At 42.7% G+C, this 17,094-nt stretch carries 19 protein-coding genes; 5 read left to right on the top strand and 14 right to left on the bottom strand.

Annotated features, from left to right (window positions below; translation table 11 throughout):
- Window positions 1–225: 225 nt before the first annotated feature.
- From JHD45_RS14395 to JHD45_RS22625, 3 genes are all read right to left on the bottom strand, one after another.
- Window positions 226–1,971 carry a DUF6119 family protein gene (locus tag JHD45_RS14395; RefSeq protein WP_199477206.1) on the bottom strand — a complete coding sequence of 582 codons (1,746 nt, stop codon included), beginning with the start codon at window positions 1,969–1,971 and terminating at the stop codon, window positions 226–228.
- Between the two features lie 104 nt (window positions 1,972–2,075).
- Window positions 2,076–2,303, bottom strand: a complete 228-nt coding sequence (locus tag JHD45_RS14390; protein WP_199477205.1) for a DUF2188 domain-containing protein — start codon at window positions 2,301–2,303, stop codon at window positions 2,076–2,078.
- 11 nt (window positions 2,304–2,314) lie between these two features.
- Window positions 2,315–2,449 (bottom strand): zinc ribbon-containing protein, encoded by a 135-nt coding sequence (locus tag JHD45_RS22625; protein WP_082038639.1) that lies wholly within the window; start codon window positions 2,447–2,449, stop codon window positions 2,315–2,317.
- Window positions 2,450–3,056: 607 nt separating this feature from the next.
- Here JHD45_RS22625 and JHD45_RS14380 point away from each other — a divergent pair.
- Window positions 3,057–4,007, top strand: coding sequence for a M23 family metallopeptidase (locus tag JHD45_RS14380; protein ID WP_199477204.1), 951 nt, complete (start codon window positions 3,057–3,059; stop codon window positions 4,005–4,007).
- The gene (locus tag JHD45_RS14375) at window positions 3,911–4,375 is read left to right on the top strand and encodes a bactofilin family protein (protein WP_199477203.1); all 465 of its coding nucleotides are present in this window, start codon (window positions 3,911–3,913) and stop codon (window positions 4,373–4,375) included. The genes JHD45_RS14380 and JHD45_RS14375 overlap by 97 nt, the downstream gene beginning before the upstream one ends.
- A 62-nt stretch (window positions 4,376–4,437) precedes the next feature.
- Here JHD45_RS14375 and rho read toward each other — a convergent pair whose 3' ends face one another.
- The 11 genes from rho to JHD45_RS14320 form a co-directional block, all read right to left on the bottom strand.
- Window positions 4,438–5,385 (bottom strand): transcription termination factor Rho, encoded by a 948-nt coding sequence (rho, locus tag JHD45_RS14370; protein WP_199477202.1) that lies wholly within the window; start codon window positions 5,383–5,385, stop codon window positions 4,438–4,440.
- 299 nt (window positions 5,386–5,684) lie between these two features.
- On the bottom strand, window positions 5,685–5,873 hold the full coding sequence (locus JHD45_RS14365) for a hypothetical protein (protein WP_199477201.1): 189 nt from the start codon (window positions 5,871–5,873) through the stop codon (window positions 5,685–5,687).
- A gap of 261 nt (window positions 5,874–6,134) precedes the next feature.
- Complete coding sequence (locus tag JHD45_RS14360; protein ID WP_067020790.1) at window positions 6,135–6,785, bottom strand: hypothetical protein; 651 nt, start codon at window positions 6,783–6,785, stop codon at window positions 6,135–6,137.
- A gap of 248 nt (window positions 6,786–7,033) precedes the next feature.
- Window positions 7,034–7,255, bottom strand: coding sequence for a hypothetical protein (locus JHD45_RS14355; RefSeq protein WP_199477200.1), 222 nt, complete (start codon window positions 7,253–7,255; stop codon window positions 7,034–7,036).
- Between the two features lie 114 nt (window positions 7,256–7,369).
- The gene (locus tag JHD45_RS14350) at window positions 7,370–7,894 is read right to left on the bottom strand and encodes a GNAT family N-acetyltransferase (RefSeq protein WP_199477199.1); all 525 of its coding nucleotides are present in this window, start codon (window positions 7,892–7,894) and stop codon (window positions 7,370–7,372) included.
- Window positions 7,895–7,901: 7 nt separating this feature from the next.
- Window positions 7,902–8,516 carry an FMN-binding negative transcriptional regulator gene (locus tag JHD45_RS14345; protein ID WP_199477198.1) on the bottom strand — a complete coding sequence of 205 codons (615 nt, stop codon included), beginning with the start codon at window positions 8,514–8,516 and terminating at the stop codon, window positions 7,902–7,904.
- 96 nt (window positions 8,517–8,612) lie between these two features.
- Window positions 8,613–9,095 (bottom strand): tetratricopeptide repeat protein, encoded by a 483-nt coding sequence (locus JHD45_RS14340; RefSeq protein WP_199477273.1) that lies wholly within the window; start codon window positions 9,093–9,095, stop codon window positions 8,613–8,615.
- A 488-nt stretch (window positions 9,096–9,583) separates the two neighbouring features.
- Window positions 9,584–10,663, bottom strand: coding sequence for a TRAP transporter substrate-binding protein DctP (gene dctP, locus JHD45_RS14335; RefSeq protein WP_199477197.1), 1,080 nt, complete (start codon window positions 10,661–10,663; stop codon window positions 9,584–9,586).
- A gap of 33 nt (window positions 10,664–10,696) precedes the next feature.
- Window positions 10,697–11,989, bottom strand: a complete 1,293-nt coding sequence (locus tag JHD45_RS14330) for a TRAP transporter large permease (protein ID WP_199477196.1) — start codon at window positions 11,987–11,989, stop codon at window positions 10,697–10,699.
- A 180-nt stretch (window positions 11,990–12,169) separates the two neighbouring features.
- Window positions 12,170–12,724 (bottom strand): TRAP transporter small permease, encoded by a 555-nt coding sequence (locus JHD45_RS14325; protein ID WP_199477195.1) that lies wholly within the window; start codon window positions 12,722–12,724, stop codon window positions 12,170–12,172.
- Between the two features lie 36 nt (window positions 12,725–12,760).
- Window positions 12,761–13,663, bottom strand: coding sequence for an aldo/keto reductase (locus JHD45_RS14320; RefSeq protein ID WP_199477194.1), 903 nt, complete (start codon window positions 13,661–13,663; stop codon window positions 12,761–12,763).
- A 304-nt stretch (window positions 13,664–13,967) separates the two neighbouring features.
- On the opposite strand from JHD45_RS14320, the gene JHD45_RS14315 reads away from it, so the two are divergent.
- The 3 genes from JHD45_RS14315 to JHD45_RS14305 all read left to right on the top strand — a co-directional run bounded on the left by JHD45_RS14315 (window position 13,968) and on the right by JHD45_RS14305 (window position 17,015).
- Window positions 13,968–14,690, top strand: coding sequence for a GntR family transcriptional regulator (locus JHD45_RS14315; protein WP_199477193.1), 723 nt, complete (start codon window positions 13,968–13,970; stop codon window positions 14,688–14,690).
- A gap of 43 nt (window positions 14,691–14,733) precedes the next feature.
- A complete protein-coding gene (locus JHD45_RS14310; RefSeq protein ID WP_199477192.1) occupies window positions 14,734–15,858 on the top strand; it encodes a Gfo/Idh/MocA family protein in 1,125 nt (374 codons plus the stop codon).
- A 176-nt stretch (window positions 15,859–16,034) separates the two neighbouring features.
- A complete protein-coding gene (locus JHD45_RS14305) occupies window positions 16,035–17,015 on the top strand; it encodes a TauD/TfdA family dioxygenase (RefSeq protein ID WP_199477191.1) in 981 nt (326 codons plus the stop codon).
- Window positions 17,016–17,094: the final 79 nt, after the last annotated feature.

Raw genomic sequence — 17,094 nt, 5'->3', positions numbered from 1 at the left:
TAACTCTCATACCGGCTATTAATGCAGCAGTCGTCAAAGCCGCTAGAAAGTTATGAGGGATAGAGACTGGCAGGTTGTAGATGTGTGTCTTGGTTTAGCGCCCGCAGCATGCGCGGCTTTGGAATGAAGGCGAAGCCGCAATGGAAAAGCCGTCGCTGTGACTGCGATTGTTATACGTGACTTTCTGTATGCAGTGAATGAATCCTACCATCACCTTATAACCATTCATTTATCACCGCTTTTCTTTTTTGATATTGTAAAGTTAATGACCTCAACCGGGACCATACTCAGCTTTATATCGTTGTATTTCAAAACATTCCTTAGTCGCTCATAAGTCAGTTTCAAATCATATTTTGCCATCAGAGGCAAATCGGCCTTTTTTGGGGCCGGCTTTTTGTTATCGAACAAAAGCCACATTTTAACTGAATAATCTTTTCCAATAACCTCAGACTGATCTTCTTTCACATACTGAAGAACAGCATCCGTATTACCGTTCCCGGAATTACTAATGTGATCTCGTATTTCTTTCAGAAAAACTTCGTCCCCTAGAAAAAATTCACAATAGAACCGTGCCTGGGAAAATAGGTAGTTTATCGCATCCGCACCACCATGCTTTTTTACATGAATAATCCACGCTGGGTCATTTCCCTTATACTCAAAAAAATCACAAAACTCTTTATCTTTAGATCCTTGACCTATGCGCAACTTCGCCTGATCAAATAGAATGGCGTTGCCATTCATTTCACAGTATCTTTTATTAAAAACTTCCTCTCTGTTTTGGCTTCGTTCAAGATCTGCAATGCAGATATTCTTAAATTGTTCAGAAATATCCTCTTCTTCGATGACGTCATCTACAAAGTTAGTAATCAGTTTGTAGAATTCATCATCAACTTTTCTCCAAACACCATTTGACAATACAAAATATTCTCCTTCACACTCAATCTCCGCGACCATGCAACGGTATAACTCCCATTTTTTATAACCAAGAATTTGGTCTTGCTCATGGGAATACGCATAAATATACTTTTTCTTGGTATCGTCTGGTGTGAGAGCATTGAAATCCAGTACGTTATTGGTCTTTAGTTGAGAAACGTCTATGTGGGAGTAAATTTTGTTTTCTTTTTTATTGTAGTTTGTGTAGGAAAAGCTAAATTCATCGTCAGCGATAAACTCCGGAATAGATAAATGAATTCGGTCGTACTCTTCATCTATAATTTTTTCAACGAGCTTTAAATCAAGCTCCTCTGATTTTTCTTTTTCTATATTCTGAAGATTCGGATAATTCGGGAAAAGCTCCTTATATTTATCGCTTCCATATTCCTCTATAAAGATCTTTCCATACTCAATAAGTTTATCCCAGGACAGCTTTTCATCACCTATTATCTTAAGAGTTAAAGTGTCTTTTCCCTGCAGTGTCACTTTGCTATTGTCCGGAAGGTGTGCTGATATATATTGCAGAAATTCGGCTTCATTTAAACCAAAAGAAAATGAGTCGGACGGCTTGCTAAGTTGCCGATCAATATTTTGCGTAGTTATGGCGTGCGTGCTGCTTTTGGTTTGTCTTAATTCTTTATTACCACACATGTTCATTGCGGCCTTAATGCCGAAATCATCAAGAAATTGAAACTTCCTTAGAAGGGTGCCTCCTCCTATTCCAAAAGAAGCAGCCAATACTCTGGCTTCGATATTGATTAGCAATAGTCCACTCGGTCGCTTTGAATATGAATCAAAGTATATTTTTCGGTCATCTTCATTCATTTTGTCATTTACGAAATCTAACCAAGGAGGATTTTCTGGTTTGACAGTGGTGGCGTGTTTGCAGAAAAACCTGACCGGATACCCATCGACTTCAAAATCTCTGATTTTAAAAGAGTCGCTCTCATTTGGTAGCTTGGCTTCATCTATAACGTCAGCAAAGGTCTTCCCCTCTTTTGCTAGATATATTGATATTTTCCCTAGCTCGCTAGCCATGCAGACTCCCCTTAATCCACCGTGCCGTATTTCCGCCTTAACGTATAACGCCTCAATGCAGCCGACGCGATAGCGGTCGGCTGCATTGAATTGTTAAATTTTAGTTATCCTTTGGGAGGAAAAGGATCGTTACCATGGCTATCCTTTCCGCCAATTTTTCCATCTTTATTATGAATAACTAGTTCGGTATTTTGATTTTGGCTAATTTCCCTTGCTCGGTCGACAGCATCCTGCTTCTTATCAAAATGACCGGACGAACGTTGGCCACCACTTTGCTTAATGTCCCAACCACCATCAGGGTTTGAAACAACATGTGTAGATTTACCAGTCATTGTATTTCCTCCTATGGCGTGTACTCAGTTTCTTGGCATTTAGGACATGGCGGCAAGGTGTCTGAATTGTCATCTAAGACAACCACCTGCCCACAGTTATCACATGTATATGCACCTTTTCCTGGTTTTTCCCCAGTAGTAGACATATCGTTTCTCCATTCACTTCCCTTGAAATGGCACTGCACTTACCGTGAGGGATACGCGGAAAGATGCCAAGAAATTTAACTACTAAGCGGTTATACAGTGGCGAAGCCATGGCTATAACCGTCTGTTGAACGGCCGCGTTATCTATAGGGAATTTGCTTTTTCAGAATTGGCGACGTCCCTGTTAATATCGCAGTGCTTTTTCTCTCTTGCTAAGGGATATTCCCAAAATTTAGGCATGATTTACGTTTATTTTTTATCACAACCTGACTCTTTTTACTCGAATCCTAAGCATTAGGCAATACTCGATCCTCAGGTTCCATGACCTGATCCGCTTTCAAGGTAATGTATTTATGCCTGAGTCTGTTAACGACTATTCAAATGATGGGCTAAAAGTCATGCTCTTGGGCGAAGCTGACAGAGTGATTCAATAACATCAGTTATAAGCACTTCTTTTCTATAACCTGACAGACATTAATTTACCGCGCTTACTCTAAGTGTCTGGCCTAACCGATATTATTGAAATTTTCGCTTAGAAAGCCGAACAAAGGCAGTTATTATGTTATCTCTCACAATACTATATTTTGATGTTGGCCAATACATAAGACGATGAAAGACAATATTACGATATCCATTTCTTCAATTCATGGAACCAAGCATTTCAGCTTCGGTAAAAGAAGCCGTCACACCTTCAAGCTCATGAGCTACTTGATTTTTATTGGCATTCTCTTCACGGCTGGCGTCATCTACTATTTAATTAACGATGCAGAATTTTCTAAACTTAAGCTGCGCGAATTAGAGGATAAGTCCTCCTATCTCAATAAAGAAGTCACCTCGCTAACAACATTAAAAACAAACTTAGAACAGGAATTATCGGAACGAGAAGAAAAAATGCAGTTGGTTACAGACCGGCTAGATGATCTAGAAAAAACGCTGGGCATGGATAGTGACAGCAAAGCTGGACTAGAATCTCGTTTGGATACCGCTGCCATCACCTCATCAATACGGGTGGCAATGCTGACACAAATACCCAGCGGGCCTCCCGTAAAAAATGCTAGAATTTCTTCAGGCTACGGAAAACGCGTCCATCCGATCACAGGGAAAATAACCTTTCATCGTGGACAAGATTTTGCTGTGAATACAGGCACGCCGATTTATGCCCCTGCGGATGGAACTGTCGAAGTAATACGACCAGGAAATAAAGGGTCTGGTAATTTTCTTCGTTTGCAGCACTCTTACGGTTTTTCAAGCTCTTATTCTCACTTAAGTAAATTCGCGGTGAAAAGAGGGGATTTCGTGAGCAAAGGCGATTTAATTGGTTATTCAGGAAGCAGTGGCCTTTCTTCTGGGCCACACCTTCATTATGAAATACGATTTGTCGGACGATCATTAAATCCCAAACCATTTTTGGCTTGGAACGTCGATAATTTTGATAGCATTTTTAACAGTACAAGAGGTGTGGGATGGGAATCTTTGGTGGGCAAAATAGAGTTAAGAGTCAGTCAGCAGCTACAACTCTCATCGCAGAAGGTTGCACAATCAACGGCAACATTCAAGTAGCCAACCGACTACAGATTGATGGGCATGTTGAAGGCCAAATAGAGGTCATTAATCAAATTAAAATCAGTGCATCTGGCAAGGTATCAGGAGAAATTACCACAGAACGCCTGATTATCAATGGTCATTTTGAAGGCACCTGCTACGCGAATTACGTGGAAATTTTAAGCAGTGGTGATGTCGTGGGCACCATTTACAGTGACAACTTAAGCATCGAAGCTGGCGGTAAGTTTGTTGGCAACACAAAACCAGCTAAAACAGCGGCATCAAAGCAAGAAATTGAGGGGCTAGCTCAAACCAAGCATTCAAAACAAGAAACTAAGGATATCGATAAAAAGGTTTCCCTAATCAGCAATAGCCCTAGCTCTTAATAGCATTACTCAGGATGAGGCTAGTAATCTAGAAATGATAACACCACTAGGATTCATGGACGTCAGAATGCATCCAAGAGTTCGGCGTTGGTTGGGTACTTTTCCAATAAGGCCACTAACTTCTGAGCGCCTTCTAATGGCGTAAGATGAGTCAGTGCACGTCGCAAGGTTCGCACCTTTTCAATATCTTTAGCATCAATCAGCAGCTCTTCACGACGGGTACTGCTTTTAGCAATATCGATTGCAGGGAAAACCCGTTGATTCGCCACTTCACGGGATAATACGATCTCCATATTCCCCGTACCTTTAAACTCTTCGAAAATCACCTGATCCATGCGGCTTCCCGTTTCCACCAGCACGGTAGCTAAAATGGTCAACGACCCACCATTTTCAATCTTTCTTGCCGCGCCAAACAGTTTACGCGGTATTTCCAACGCTCGACTATCCAGCCCGCCCGACATGGTTCGGCCATTACCTCGCTGCTCTGCGTTGTGTATGCGAGAGAGCCTTGTCAGCGAGTCGATAACTATCATCAAATCCTTGCCTTCGCCAGCTTGTTTGCGAGCCGTTTCAAGCAGCTTATCCGCCACACGAACATGCTGGGTGTAGTTTTCGTCCGAAGACGACGCATGCACTTCTGCCGACACACTGCGTTTAAAATCCGTTACTTCTTCAGGACGCTCATCAATTAGCAAGGCATACAGCTTGATCTCAGGGTAAGCTGCTGCCACCGCCTGACAGATGTGTTTTAACATCGTCGTTTTGCCGGATCCCGGCGGCGCGACAATCAACCCGCGCTGCCCCATACCAATTGGCGTAATCAAATCCATCGCTCGCACAGTGCGCTGCTTAGAACCAGACGCTAAATGAAGACAAGGAGAAGGATGAACAACAACGCCATTGAAAAAACGCTTCTCTGGATCATTAGGAAATTGATCCTCGACCACATCGTCAATCGGAGCTACATCTACCTGTCTTTTGCCTTTCAAACTTAATATTTTTCTCGCCATAATATCGATGGATCGCCTTTGGTAACAAAGTGAATGGATCTGTTTATCGTCTTATGACGAAGTATTTTTGAGATGAACTAATGAATCTATAGACTTATAAAACACGCTACCCCAACTTTAATAATTAGTTTTCGTTATAGTCCTTGCAATTAGTGATCGCAGCAATGCTAACAAAGACATGTCCAACCTGAACTGCTGCAATAACAAGAGTGCCCAGCCTCATTCTGGCATGTACTTTCATATTCACGCAAGACATCGCATTTAATTGGAGAGACGTCACTTTGAGGGATGTATAAATCTTATACTGAACTGAAACAATACTCGGCAAACGCTTCGAAATGTCCGCCGTTTTTGCTGAACGTATTGTCAGTAATAGAAACACTACCATCTGAGCTAGAGATCGCTAGGAAGTCAGAGTCCATTTTTTGCTGACAGCCAACAGGTGCCACCATGGCAAGCGCACCACTTGGCGACGGATAATACTTCATACCTTCCCCAGAACTTGCCATTGTCGATCAGCCAATTAGCCTCAAAATCATGGCTTTGACGTTATCTATTCTGATTCACTCATAAGGTTTATTGAAGCCCCACTGTTTGCAATCATAACAACAGGACCCCAAGTTAAACATACTATTTTCTTAAGATGCATATCTCATTAATGACAGGAACACTTTTCGGATGAATCGAGTCGGTTTCATTGATTCATGAAAAGACCATTTTTTAATTAGATAATATCCATGACTCCAACCCTATTGATTCAGAAAATATGCTCTCAGATTGTCAATATCTGAAAAACACTCATCCCCTAGCGGAAATACAATTTCTGCGGCTTCAATAAACAAAAGATCATTACTGATACAGTAATCAAGACAACATTTGATTGCTGATATTTCATCACTACCATATTCGGTTATTAGCGACTCTTCATTATTTTTGATAAATTCTAGGATGCTGGACGGCTTATCGGAAACTCCACTACTACAGTAATTTGAGGATATCAGACCATTATCGCTATCGGAAAGACCAACCAGTGGACTACCATCTACATTAGTTAAGCTGGTGAAGTAGCCTCTGACCTCAGGAAATTTGTCTGAGATGAGCGAAAGAGAAAAGTTTCTTGAGTAGTGGTACGGGTGTAGATATCCAGATATTGCAGCTGCTGCCATTGAGAAACTTGGTGAAATATCACCCATAGTCTCTCCCTTTCCTTGTCTTACCAACTCCCCCCATGGCACTAGATTATCTTTGTAGAGATGTTCATACATTGCCTTCTGTTTTTCTTCCGATGCAGGAATAGATTTGCTTCTTGCTTCTGCACACGAAGGGTCTATTATAATGTCGAAGAAAAACTGTTTTAGTTCATTCTTAGATATTGAATGAAATGTAATATCATATCCCATGCTACTTCCTATAATTCAGAATATTAAGAGACTATAATTTAAATTAGATAAATAAATCCAATCCTATTTATTTTTCCAACATACATTTAATATTTTCAATCGGTCTGCGTTCCCCTAGTGTTGAGCGCTTAAGTAAGTTTATAAACTCGTCAGCCGAAACTTGCTTATTAACCTTCTATTCGATATTCAATGTAATCAGACGCTGTGCCCAAAATGGTTGTAGACTTATAAAACACGCCACCCCAACTTTAATAGCTTGAATTTGGGGCAATATCGCCATTTACTTCGCCATCAACTTCATCAGGATCGATACCATTAATTAGCAAAGTTTCCCTTACCATTTCTACATGTTGAAGTACCAACTGATAACGATCACCGTACTCATACTTATTCACTTCTATCGCTTGTGGCATGTAGGTAAAAGCAATCTTTAGTGCTTCCAATATAGCTTGTTGATCTTCTTCACTCATTGTAAGTTCCATTCAAAAATAAAATTTTAATTTGATTACCATAAAATTATTTAGGTTTTTAAACACATTTACCCAGCATTTTATCATTCAAAACAGCTTATTTGACTATTTAGGTTAGGTCGACACTTGAAAGCGAATAAAATGCATCGTCAAATCCACATCGATATCTTCGAAGAGGCGATAGTCACTGCCAACAATACGAGACACCGCGGACTTCCAAAAATGAAGCGCGCCAGTATTTTCTTTTAAAACACGGATTTGCCACTTCCCTGGATAGGATTTGAGAATCAGTTCAAGAACTTGCTTACCAACGCCCTGCCCTGTAAATTTGCGTAACACAAAGAACTGCTCAATATCGTAGACAGACCTATTAGCAGGATATTTGCGTACCAGGGCAAAACCCGCTAATTCCCCCTCCACATAGATAAAATATGGAAAATGATCTTCTCTTTGCCAGTAAACATCAAACTGAGACAACCGGAATGGAAACTGCCCCTGATCATTTGGCGCCCATCCCATGAATTCAGACATATCATACACATAGTAATGGAATAAGTTCTCCAGTACACGTCGTGATGTCGACTCAATGTTGATCAATGAGACCTTCATGACTTGTCTAGCGGTTTGGATAGCGATCAAGATACTTTTATTCCCCTGTCCCTAAGTGTCTTTTATTCATATAGCTTGCTAACGCAAGAGAATCACCATGCGTACTTTCACTAAGGGCACGATAGACACCAATTTGATCATCCTGTTTTCGGTGTTGACCTAATTTGTCCTTCGCTTGAATATCATCAATAACGATCCTAAAACCAACAATCGCTTGAGATAACGTTTGTTTAAACGCCAATGGCATGAGTTCATTGTTATTATGAAGTTCTGGCTCATATTTAGAGACTAATTCATCCATGAATATGGCAGTATCACGATCACTTAATAGTTCCACGCTTCCATAGCAGTGAACTGATGCATAATTCCATGTGGGAACCGCAGGCTGAGTCGCATACCACGTGGGCGAAATATACGAGTGTGGGCCACTGAAAACAGCTAAAACACGCTGCTGCTCTAATGCTTCCCATTGAGCATTCGCTTTTGCAAAATGACCATATAGACATCCCTTTGAATGTTGAGAGGCTTTATAAATAAGAGGAAGATGAGTGGCATCTAATGTGGAAGAAACAAGCAAAGCAAAACCAAACTCACTGATAAAATCAAAAATCGATTTTTCGTCAACCATTTCCATATTTTTCGGAATATACATACGCTCTTTACTCCTAGGACTGAGGCGTTTTCAGTTAGAGATAAAATACCAACGTTGGGAGAAAAGAAAGTATCATAATTGAGCCATTAATTCGCCTTACCACACCTTATCTAAATCCTTTGCATACAACATTATGGCTTGTTGATAGGTTTTGATTGACTCATGATTCGTCGTCGATATCAACAACTCAAGCAATAATGCAGTGGCTTCTTTATGACGACCTAGGTTATACAAACACATAGCATAAAAAGGTTTGACTTCAACCTCATTGGGATACTCAGCAAGCGTTAACTCAAAGTAGTGAAGAGCCTCCTTATAAGAGCCAATACCTCTAAGAGTACTCGCTAACCCAAACAGTGCATCGAAACGCTCTTGCTTTGAGAGCAAGCCAGACAATGCCGATTCATAGTGGACAATGGCCTCATGCTCCCTACCTTCATTGTCATAAGACCAAGCAATCTGTAGATGCGCCTTTGCCTTCCAATCTTCATCGTATAACAAGGTATTAAGCCGCCTTCTGGAGTCGTCATATTGACCAGACTGACGCAGTGCTATCGCTTCTTCTAAAACCGACTCCATCAATTCTTTAACCTCATTCAGCCAAACCTCTTATTCCGTTATTTTATGAAGAGTATCTCGTACGGCATCCACAACCACTTGGACACAATAACCATGTTCTATGCGTTCAATATACCAAAAGTGACGTTAGAGACGACCGCTAAAATAAACCGCTGCAGATCAAGAATTCACGCAGGAGACTAAACAAGATCGGCTTAAGTTTGCCCTATCCGCCGATATTAGGAAAGGTAGGATACTATGTAGCCATTTACCTTGGCTACATAGTACATAGTGGCGACTTATGACGAGATTGAAGGTTCTCGTGATATCGAGACGACCCACCACGAGAACGAAACAAAGGAAGGTTATTTTGAGACCTTTGCACGATGTCACGAGCGACGCCAAGACGCGGCAAAAACAGACGAGAAAGCGGAGTTTATCGCTATAAATGAGCATTTTGAGCCTGTTTTTAACAAAGTATTGGCAAGCACAGTAGTCGTGCGAAAGTCTCATTTTAAATCTTTTGCATCATCCGCATTAACCTGCTTCTCGGCTTTTATAGCGGCGTTGTTTAGCAAGTTATACCACTTGTCACCGTTTTTCACGTTCTTCTCAAACCAGGCATAAACAGGCTTAGCGGCTTCTTTAAACTGAGCTTTTTCCGCAGGCGTTGGGACATAAACTTCACCACCAGCTTTCTTAAAGTCTTTATAAGCTTGAATGGATTTCCGTTTTGGCGAGGCAAAGGTCGCTTGCTGCAAATTATAAAAACCATCCACCACGACTTTACGCAGGTCTTTTGGCATTTTCTCAAACACATCATTGTTCATGAACCAAAGCGCCGACATATAAGCATGCCCATCAAGCGTTAGGTATTTCAAACCCGCATCGGTAAATTTCATTCCCATTATATCGGTAATGCCATTTTTGGAACCATCCACTACACCAGTTTGCAAAGAAGTAAAGAGATCGCCCCATGGAATCGGTGTTGGGCTTGCTCCCATAGCGCGAACCAGTTGCTGTGGTAGATCGGCAACAATCGTACGTATCTTCATGCCTTTTAAATCAGCAGGTGTTTTCACCGTATGTTTGGTATTCGCAAAATTACGCCAGCCGCCTGTATTCCCTATTGTCATTAGACGAACCGAATTACCAGAGTCTTTTAAAATTTGCTGACGCAGCGCTCGAGTAAAATCGCCCGTTCTAAAGACGGTTTCAGCCACACGGTCATTTGGCAAGATATAAGGCAAATCCAACACTTGAATGTATGGGAACATAGATGCCGCGCCGCCAGACGTCGAGATATAGATATCGATCGATCCGGACTCTAGCGCTTCAAGGCACTCAACACCGTTACTACAAAGCTGAGTTCCCATGTAAATATCCACGCCAATTTTCCCATTTGAATGGGACTCCACATAATCCTTAAAGACAATTAAGCCATCGTAATCCTCATCACTTTCATTGGCGTTAGAAACAGCTCGAAGATTAAACTCTGCGGCATACGCTTGTTGAATTCCACCCAGCATGACACACACGCCTATCAGAGCGGAGGCAATCACATGATTTATTTTTATTTTAGGTAACATTGACAAGTCCTCTGTATTGTTTGCTTGATAGCACTATCCAGCGACCAAACCAAGTAGTCTTGGCACGGTCATGGATATGGAAGGGAAAAACGTTATTAAGAATATAATGGCGATTTCAACCGCCAAAAACGGCAAAATTGCCCGTGAAATGGTTTCCACTCGCTCACCTGAGACACTGGAAGCGACAAATAACACCAAGCCCATTGGCGGGGTTGCTAAGCCAACGGTCAAGTTAACGCTCATGATAATGGCAAAATGGATGGGATCGACGCCAAGGTGGATAAAGATCGGAGCGAGAATCGGCCCTAAAATAATAATGGCCGGCCCTGCGTCTAAAAACATGCCGACAATAAACAACAACACGTTGATCAGAAATAACAGAACGAGCGGGTTGCTACTCAAAGACAACACCCAGTTGGCTAAAATTTCTGCACTATGCGACAAGCTGACCACGGTTTTAAAGGCAATCGCCGCGCCAACCAGTAATAAAACCACTGCCGATGACTGAGCCCCTTTGACAAAAATTGCAGGTAAATCCTTTAGCTTGACCGTTTTCATCACCCAAACACTGATAATCAGCGCATAGGCAGTTGCAATGGCGGACGCTTCCGTCGGGGTAAATAAACCACCAATAATCCCACCTAAAATAATGACCGGTGCCAGAAGCGGAAAAATAGCCTTACGTGTTGCCGTTGCACGCTCAGGCCAACTGGCTTTCGCACCAGCGGCTGGAAAATTGTACTTTTTCGCCATTAAGGCCACCATAAGCATCAAAGAAAGGCCGATCAAGATCCCTGGCACAATACCGGCGGCAAATAACGATGCGACAGACACCTGCATGGTATAAGCGTAAATAATCATGATGCCAGAGGGCGGAATAATGGGCCCAATGACGGAGGAAGCCGCAGTGATGGCCGCAGCAAACTTACGAGAATAGCCATTCTTCTGCATGGCGGGGATCATCATGGAACCAATGGCTGACGTATCGGCCACTGCTGAACCGGACAAGCCAGCAAACAACATACTCGACAGAATATTGACATGGGCCAAACCACCACGGACATGCCCAATAAATGATTGAGAAAATTGCACAAGATTATAAGTGATTCCCCCTCGATTCATGATCTCGCCTGCGAGCATAAAAAAGGGAATCGCCATTAAAGGAAAAGAATCAATACCATTATAAATATTGCGGAACAGCAGAGAGATATCTCGCTCCATTCCAGTAGAAAACAACATAAAACCGGGAGCTACCAGCATGGCAAAAAAAACAGGCATGCCGATTAACAATAGTACTAAAAATAAAGGTAAAAACAGGGCTAGCATACTGACTCTCTCTTTTTTATTTTTTTTGAGACGTTTACATGACTACTGCGCTTGCCAATACTTTGTTAAAAACAGACTCAAAATGCTCATTTATCGCTTTCTCGTCTGTTTTTACCGCGTCTTGGCGTCGCTCGTGACATCGTGCAAAGGTCTCTTTTTAAGTAACGCTCTGTATTTAAACTATTCTGCACTAACGTTTTCTGAGGATAAAAAATGCAGTTCAAAGTCTTTTTTATAACCCATTAAACATCCAAGCTCCCTTAGACAAAGTTCAATGTTGGCGAGCAGCATGGTCGCAAAACAAATCGGCATGGCCAGATAAATCCACGCACGAGCAATAGGCATTGAAGCCGCTCTCACCCTAAAACCCCGCTCAAAAAAATCCACGCCTAAAAAGCTGAGCTTTAACAGCACAATACCGGATACAACAAACAAAAAGAGTTTAAGTAGGCTGGATGCTTTTTCTGGCAAGGCATGCACAAACATATCAATGGCGACAAAGGAACCTCTTCGATAAGCCTCTCCCGCTACCATCGCCATCATCCAGATCATCAAAGCACGGGCCGCCTCTTCAGGCCAAGGCAGAGCGTTATTTAAAACGTAACGACAAAACACCTGAAGCAAGATTATGCCAAACATCGCGCTGACCAAAACCCAAGCGATTTGTCTGCCAATACAGCTGATCCACTCATTGATGCGAGCTAAAACGGTCACCAATATTTTTATCACTATCATCGTGCGCTCCCCTTTTAAGGGCTGTTTTTATTGTGATTAAGGCACTTCCTGACCCGCAGCGGCCGTCCATAACTCAAACCAAGTTTCACGATCTATGTCTATATTTGAGACATGGGATAAGGCTTTGATGCGATCCAAATTGTTCGTTCCGACCACAGGAACAATGCAAGCTGGGTGTGCTAACAACCAAGCGAGTGCGATTTGATCCACTGTGCAATCTTGTATGTCAGCCATACGCTCAAAAATGGGGGCTAAACGTTGTGTTTCTGGTGACGAACTAAACAGCCCACCACCAGCAAGAGGTGACCAAGCCATCGGTGTCATACCGTCAATTTGCATGGCGGAAAGGTTGCCATTGGTAAACTCATCACGATGCAACAAACTCATTTCCACTTGGTTTGCCACAAGGGAATGCGTCATGTTGGCTTGCAATAATCGCCAATCCCAAACGGAAAAATTTGACACCCCAACCGCGCGAACCTTACCGCTATCAATAAGAGCATCAAGAGCATGGCCTGTTTCAGCGGCATTCATGAAAGGATCAGGTCGATGGATCAGTAGGAGATCTAAATAATCGGTATGAAGGTTTTTTAAGCTTTGCTCAACGCTCTTTTCAATATAGTGAGCGCTGGTATCGTAGTATTTGACGCGACGACCAGGGAATTTGTCTGACAAAAGCGCAATATCACACTTGGAAATGAGTTCCATTCGGGAACGTAGCGAGGAATCTTTTTCTAATATCTGCCCAAACAGCCGCTCACACTCATAATCGCCATAAATATCAGCATGATCGAACGTTGTTATGCCTTGATCAAGACAAGCATCCACTTTCTCTCGGATATGAACATGAGATGTATCCACCGCATCGGCTAAGCGCCATACACCGTATACCAAACGACTAAACTGCAGATCAGACCGACCAATTTGCAACTTTTCCATGAATTGTTACTCCCGAATAACACACTTAATAGCCAGATTCGCCCTAAGCAACTCTGGCTCATTTATTTTTATTATTGCCCTATCTAGATCGCTCTCAGCTTCAGAAGGCGACAGAATTGGTTGTATATTTACCCTATCAGTGTATGCTCTTGATGTAAATCAATAGTGAATGAATTTATTGTAAAAACACTTTACTAGTGATGAAGTTAAAGTTCTGTCCGAGGAGTATCGGACATTTCAACTTACACAGAGCATGCTGACTTATAAAATAAATATGACTATTTTCAGTAAATTGGGTGAGTAAGTGAAAAACAACAACACAGCAAAACAATTACCGATATACATTCAAATCAGTGAGCTCTTACACCGAGAAATTGCGGCAGGCCATTGGCTTCCAGGTGACAAACTGCCAATTGAAGCGGAGCTTGCCACAAAACTCGGTGTCGCCGTTGGCACCTTGAGAAAGTCTCTAGCAAAATTGGAAGAAGATGGCTTGCTTGAACGTCGTCAAGGGTCAGGAAACTATGTAAAACGCGCCCCCGATGGACAAGCTATTTACCAGTTCTTCCACCTTGAATTACATGAAGGTGGCGGCATTCCGACGGCAAGTACCCTGAGTGTTTCTGTTGATGACAACGACTACGTGTCCAAGCAACTGGCCCTAAAAGAAGACGAGCCCCATCAACTTTGGTGTATCAAACGTGAGCGCTATTTAAACCGTCAATTGGTCGCCATGGAACAAATTTGGTTCCGTCACGCCCATGCCAAATCCCTACAAGCATCCGATCTACACGAATCCTTATATCTCCATTATCGCGAAAATTTTTCCTTTTGGATTAGTCGAGTAGAAGACGAGATTGATTGCATCTGCCCATCTGAATGGGTAACGCAAGGACTGGGACTCGCCCCAGAGACTGTGTTGCCAAGAGTGCAACGTAGAAGCTGGTCCAACGAAGGCAATATTGAAGAGTTTTCATTCACTTGGTATCACCCTGAAAAAGCCAGATACATAGCACGATGGCACTAGTCATTTCTAACCACCGCTCACAAATAAAAATAAGAGGTTAAACATGAGTAAATCTGTAAGATACGGCATGCTCGGCTGCGGAATGATGGGCCAAGAACATTTACGCAACCTTGCTCTTATTGATGGCGCAGACGTCATCGCCATCACCGAACCGGACCCAACCATGCAACGTCGTTGTGCTGAGTTAGTGCCGGACGCCCACTACTTCCAAACACTGGATGATATGCTAAATGCTGATCTGGGGTTAGAAGCCATTGTCATTGCCACACCAAACTACCAGCATGCTAACCAGTTATTGGAATTGTTTAGTAAAACAGCGTTACCCATCTTAGTGGAAAAACCCGTGGTAACAAGCTTGGAACAAGTCGCCAACATCCGTGCCGCTGCCGCCAAACACCCTGCCCCTATTTGGGTTGCCATGGAATATCGCTACATGCCCCCTGTCAGTCTGTTCCGCCAGCAAATACAGGATGGCGATATTGGTGAGATGAAAATGCTCAACATCCGTGAGCATCGCTTTCCCTTCCTAGAAAAAGTAAACGATTGGAACCGTTTTAACGAAAAAACGGGAGGCACATTAGTTGAAAAATGCTGCCACTTTTTTGATTTAATGCGCTTGCTGACAGGATCAGAAGCCAAACGTATCTATGCTTCTACCGGGCAAGATTGCAACCACCTCGACGAGCGCTACGACGGTATGACGCCCGATATTATAGACAACGCCTTTGTTATCGTCGATTTTGCAAGCGGTCAACGGGCTTCTTTAGATCTCAATATGTTTGCTGAAGGCTCTCGCTACCAAGAAGAAATCTGCGCCATTGGTCCAAAAGCCAAATTGGAGTGCTTTGTTCCAGGCCCTGGGCGTTTTTGGCCAAGCGAAACACTGGGCCCCGCTCCGGTACCAAAAGTCGTGTTGAGTCCACGCTCCCCCAAAGGCCCCATTGAAAAAGATATTCCAGTGGATGATAGGTTACTTGCCGCTGGCGACCATAATGGTTCAACGTTTTATCAGCATCTGGGATTTTTCAAAGCGATTACCGAAGGAGCAGCCGTCGATGTCTCCATTGAAGATGGACTTCGAGCGGTGGTCATCGGTTTAGCCGCCCAGCATTCCGCCCAAACAGGCCAATCAGTTAACCTAACGGATGATGGTTTTCACTTTTCTTAAAAAGCTTTTAAATCAATAGGTAAGCTGGATAAACTTGTCACGATAAGAAAAATTCATTCACTATTGATTTACTTTTTAAAAACAGAAGATTAAAGTGAACAGACAAATTGATTCACCATTGATTCACTATCTATGGTGTATCAGATCCAATAATAATAAAATTTTCGGGAGTAGCTATGAGTGTGATAATTTCCAAACTGGCAGAACAAAAGCAGGTAAACGGTCTCGACTTTCCATTGCTTGTCACACCGCCTAATCATGATGTCCAAAAGGATGAACCAAGCTTTCTAGACTGGGTGTCTGAGAATAAAGCGGAACTTCATGATTTACTCATTAAGCACGGCGCTATCCTGTTTAGAGGCTTTCCTGTTGACTCGTCACAATCTTTTGAAGAAATGCTCAACCAGACGGACTATGAAAATATGCCCTATGTGGGTGGCGCTGCCCCACGAGAAAAAGTAACGGCGTCGCGTATTGTCACCGCCAATGAATCGCCCGCTTCTGAAACCATTCCCTTTCATCATGAGATGGCACAAGTCCCCACTCCACCGGGTTATATTTTCTTTTATTGTGAAACACCCGCTAACAAAGGCGGGGCGACCTCCCTACTTCATTCAGGTGAGATCTGTCAGAAGTTTTTCGAAATCGATGAAGATTTCGCGCAAAAAATTGAAGAGCAAGGCGTACGCTATATTCGTGTTATGCCTGAACAAACGGATAACAATTCTGCAATTGGTCGCTCGTGGAAAGAAACCTTCAACGTAGAAACCCGAGAGCAAGCCGAAGAAAAAATGCGCGAAGCTGGCATGAGCTGGGAATGGCTTGAAAACGGTAACTTGAAAACAGAAACAGCGATCTTAAAAGCCATTCGTTTTGATGAAGAAACACAACAAAAAGTCTTCTTTAACTCCATCGTCGCGGTTTATACCGGTTGGAATGATGCCCGAAACGAAGGTAAAAAGGCGGTGTCCACCGCCAACGGCGATGTCATGGACGAAGCTGTTTTACAACAACTGATGACCGAAATGGACGAAAGCTGCGTTAACTTCAAATGGCAAGCGGGGGATGTACTCTGGGTGAATAATCATACTGTACTGCATGCTCGTCAACCATTCGAAGGAGAACGGCGCATTCTCGTCTCTATTGCCTGCAAATAAACACTGACCACAATAGACAGGATTTGATTAACCAGAGACCTTTGCACGATGTCACGAGCGACGCCAAGCAAAGGTCTTT

Origin of the sequence: Marinomonas spartinae, assembly GCF_016461715.1 — a bacterium.
Lineage (GTDB): Bacteria > Pseudomonadota > Gammaproteobacteria > Pseudomonadales > Marinomonadaceae > Marinomonas > Marinomonas spartinae_A.
This window is presented reverse-complemented; position numbering and strand designations above follow the sequence as displayed.